General features: G+C 48.8%; 1 protein-coding gene. It reads right to left on the reverse strand.

Features of this window, described 5'->3' with window-relative positions; all coding sequences use genetic code 11:
- On the reverse strand, positions 1-1,128 hold a 1,128-nt coding region (glnE, locus tag A3766_RS23675), incomplete at its 3' end, for a bifunctional [glutamate--ammonia ligase]-adenylyl-L-tyrosine phosphorylase/[glutamate--ammonia-ligase] adenylyltransferase (protein WP_255375792.1).
- Between the last annotated feature and the right edge of the window lie 5 nt (positions 1,129-1,133).

Raw genomic sequence — 1,133 nt, forward strand, 5'->3', positions numbered from 1 at the left:
TTCAGCCAGCCAAGCTGCCAACCAAGCCCTTCCTGCTTCCTCCTGATCACCATCTTCTTCAGGGTCATGCAGAAAATCGGCAAAGCATTGACTCACCGCTGAACGATGCTCATTCAGCTCTGCCTCTAAACTTGGCCAGTCTGAATAGCTCATCGACCAAGCAATACGCTGACGGCTCTCTTCTGATTCTGGAATTAACTGGGTTTGTTGGTCTGCCAAGCCTTGTATCGCATGCTCCAAATTACGCAATAGTCGATAGGCAAGTAATAAAGTATCGACCCATTCCGAGGGTAAATATTCATTTTCTTGCAATGTACGATAAACGCTTACCAAGCCCTGCTGCTGGAGGCGTTCGTCTCGGCCACCATGAATCAATTGGCAGGCCTGGGCAATAAATTCGATCTCTCGAATGCCGCCATCACCCAGCTTAATATTTTGCTCTCCACCTTTGCGGTGCATTTCAGCCATAATCATACGCTTCATATCGCGCAAGGCTTGCACAGAGGTAAAATCAGCATACTTGCGGTAAACAAAAGGGCTAATAATATCCATTAAGGCCGCGCTGGCTTCAGGGTTTGCGTCGGCATTAACGATACGCGCCTTGATCATGGCATAACGTTCCCACTCCCGTCCCTGGTTGTGATAGTAGTCTTCAAAGGAAGCGAAGTTCATCGCCAATGCGCCACTATCACCATAAGGCCGCAAGCGCATATCGACACGGAATACGAAACCCTCAGAGGTCATGGCATCCAAAGCATTGATGAGCCTTTGCCCCAGGCGCGTGAAGAAGAGCTGGTTTTCAATTGGCTTTTTGGCGTGATCGGTCTCACCAGATTCAGGATAGGCAAAAATCAGGTCGATATCGGAAGATACATTTAATTCATAAGCGCCATGTTTGCCCATCGCCAACACCAGCATGTGCTGAGGGATAGGTGCACCGCCCTCTTTTGCTCTAGAAAAAGGGGTGCCATAACGCTCGCAAAGCTGTTTGTATAAGACATCCAAAGCAACTTCAACCGCTGCATCGGCCAAAGCACTTACGTCCGAAAGTGTTTCTTCCAGCTCTACCAAGCTTAAGAGATCGCGCCACATAAGCCGCGTCATTTCATAGCGACGAAATACTCGCAGAACTG

This window comes from Oleiphilus sp. HI0132 (assembly GCF_001635845.1).